Annotated in this window: 3 protein-coding genes; all 3 read left to right on the top strand. The window is 58.9% G+C overall.

From position 1 onward, the window contains the following. The coding region (locus JW937_02225) for a TolC family protein (GenBank protein MBN1586229.1) at nucleotides 1–1,072 on the top strand (1,072 nt) is incomplete at its 5' end. Beyond that, nucleotides 1,069–2,541, top strand: a complete 1,473-nt coding sequence (locus tag JW937_02220) for an efflux RND transporter periplasmic adaptor subunit (protein MBN1586228.1) — start codon at nucleotides 1,069–1,071, stop codon at nucleotides 2,539–2,541. The genes JW937_02225 and JW937_02220, both read left to right, overlap by 4 nt. Continuing rightward, the coding region (locus JW937_02215) for an efflux RND transporter permease subunit (GenBank protein ID MBN1586227.1) at nucleotides 2,531–3,112 on the top strand (582 nt) is incomplete at its 3' end. The genes JW937_02220 and JW937_02215, both read left to right, overlap by 11 nt.

Raw genomic sequence — 3,112 nt, 5'->3', positions numbered from 1 at the left:
GCTCAGCTACAGCAATCAACTGGAGCCGGTCCAAACCCGGGTGGGGCCGCAGGAGGCGCGGTACCGCATCGAGCAGAGCATTCCTTTTCCATGGAAGCTGCGCAAGAAAGGACTGGTTGCGCTTGAGAATGCGCGGGCGGAATACGAAAAATTCCGGTCGCAGCATTTGCGTTTGCGGGCGGACGTAAAGAGCGCGTTCTATGAGTTTGCCTATCTGGCCAAGGCTCTGGCCATCAACGAGGAGAACTTGAATCTTTTGGTGAACTTGGAGCGAGTGGCGCAGACCAAGTTCAAATCCGGCGGCGCCAGCAACCAGGATCTCTTGAAGGCACAGGTGGAGCTGGGGCGTTTGGCCAACGAAGTGGAAACACTCAAGGACATGATTCCTGTGGTGGCGGGGCGTCTCAATGCCCTGCTCAACCGGGATTGGGACGCGGTTTTGCCCTTGCCCGAGAGGATTCCGCAAACCCAGTTCGCCGCGGACACTGAATCTCTGGCCAACGGCTGGAGAAGGGACAATCCGCTTCTAAAATCCGTGCAGCACAATGCGGCTGAAGCTGAGCTGGGTGTTGGGCTGGCCAAGCTCGACTATGTGCCGGATCTTAGCGTGGGCTATGAAAGGATCCTCACGGGAGAAAGTATGACCGGTGTCAGCGGCAGCGGCGAAGATGCGGAGATGGTCATGGTTTCGATCAATCTTCCTTTGTGGCTTCACAGCCGGAGAGCCCGGGTGCGCGAGGCCGAGGCAGAGCTCAATGCTTCCCGGGAGAGCGCGGAAGCTTTCCTGCGGGATTTGGATTCCCGGGGAACCATGGCCGCCTATCAGTATCGCAACGCCCGGCGCCAGGCCGGTCTTTATGAACACGCGCTTCTGCCCAAGGCCAACCAGGCCCTGAAAGCTGCGCAGACAGATTATTCCGGAGGAAGAACCGATTTCTTAACGTTGGTCGACAGCCAGCGGACCTTGCTGGAATTCCATCTTGCCTATTACCGGGCGGTGGCTTCGGCCGAACAATATCTGGCCGAGTTGGAAGTTCTGGCCGGGCGTTCCCTGGGGGAGGCGATACCGTGAATAAGAGCTCCAATCGCAAGGCAGCGTGGTTGTTACTGGGAGCAGGCATTTCCGTAGGTTGGATTCTGGCCAGTGTCGGAGGCGGCCGTGTGCCATCCCCTGAAACCGGAGCATTGGTAGAAACTCAAGCGCAGGCGGAAGTCTGGACCTGCTCCATGCATCCGCAGATCCGACTTCCCAAGCCGGGCAAATGCCCGATTTGCCATATGGATTTGATTTTGCTCAGAAATCCTTCCGGCGCGGAAACGCAGCAGTCTCGCCAACTGATCATGTCCGAGGCAGCGAAAAAACTGGCTGAAATTCAAACCGCGGCGGTAGAACGCCGTTTCGTGGACAAGGAAGTCCGCATGGTGGGCAAGGTCGAGTATGACGAAACCCGCTTGGCCGATATCACGGCATGGGTGTCGGGCCGGATTGACCGCCTGTATGTGGATAGCACCGGTGTGCCGGTGCGCAAAGGAGATCGTCTGATTAATATGTACAGCCCGGAACTCTTGTCCGCGCAAGAAGAGTATCTGCAGGCTTTGCGGAGTGTGAATGAGATGGCGCAAAGTCAGCTGGCCATCATCAAGATCACCTCGGCCATGACCGTGGACAACGCGCGCGAGAAATTGCGTCTTTTGGGCATTACTGCGGAGCAAGTGCAGGAGCTGGAGAAGCGCGGCAGTGCAGAGGATCACATGACCTTGTATGCGCCCGCCGGCGGGGTGGTCCTCAGGAAGTCGGTGGTGGAAGGCGAGTACGTGCAGACCGGTGCCACGCTCTTGTCCATTGCGGATCTCAGCTTTGTGTGGGTCCGGCTGGATGCCTATGAATCGGATCTGCCCTGGCTCAGGGCGGGACAGGAAGTGACTTTCCAGAGCGAGGCCTACCCGGGTGAGAAGTTTGCGGGGCGCATTTCCTGGATCGACCCGGTGCTGGACTCCCGGACGCGCACAGTGAAGGTGCGGGTCAATGTGGAGAATCATGGCCAGCTTTTGAAGCCAGGCATGTTTGTGCGCGCGATGGCCATGGCTCATTTGGGCCAGGGTGGCAAGGTGATTGATGCGTCCTTGGAGGGTAAGCGGATTTGCCCCATGCATCCCGGGGTGGTTCGCGATGGCGAGAGAGAATGCCCGGTGTGCGGTATGGACCTGGTCCCGGCCTCGGAGTTGGGTCACGCGCCGGCAAAGGAAACCGATCCGCCTCTGGTCATTCCCGCAACTGCGCCGCTGATTACCGGCGCTCGGGCCGTGGTCTATGTGGAAATTCCCGGCGCAAAGAAGCCGACCTATGAGGGTCGCGAGATCGTGCTCGGGCCCCGCGCAGGCGATGACTATGTGGTGCGCTCGGGACTGACCGAAGGAGATCGCGTGGTGACGCACGGCAATTTCAAGATCGACAGCTCTCTGCAGATCCAGGCGCGGCCGAGCATGATGAGCCCGCAGGGCGCGCCGCAGGCAAGGGGAGGGGGCGCACATGCCCACTGATTCTCGTAACGAAGCTCGCGGCCCTCTTAGTGCCATCATACGTTTCTGCGTGGACAACCCGCTGGTGGTCTTCTTGTTCGTAATCTTTGCCGTGGCTTGGGGAGTGTCGGTCGCCCCCTTTGATTGGGATCTCAAAGGATTGCCCCGGAATCCCGTGCCCGTGGATGCAATTCCGGACATCGGGGAGAACCAGCAGATTGTTTTTACGGAATGGACGGGTCGCTCGCCCCAGGATGTGGAAGACCAGGTGACTTATCCTTTGACCGCGGCTTTGTTGGGTACTCCTGGAGTTAAGACCATTCGCAGTTATTCGATGTTCGGATTTTCCAGTATCTATCTTACATTCAAGGAGGACGTGGAGTTTTATTGGTCGCGGACACGGGTTCTGGAAAAACTCAATAGCTTGGCTCCGGATGCGCTTCCCGAGAGCGTTCAGCCGCGCATGGGGCCGGACGCCACTGCGCTGGGCCAGGTGTTTTGGTACACGCTGGAGGGCCTGGACAAGGAAGGAAATCCTGCCGGAGGCTGGGACCCGCAGGAATTGCGCAGTGTGCAGGACTGGCAGGTGCGC

This window comes from Candidatus Omnitrophota bacterium (genome assembly GCA_016929445.1).
In the GTDB taxonomy this organism is placed as follows: domain Bacteria; phylum Omnitrophota; class Gorgyraeia; order JAFGIU01; family JAFGIU01; genus JAFGIU01.
Note: the sequence above shows the minus strand (reverse complement) of the source record. Positions and strands in the feature narration are given on the sequence as shown.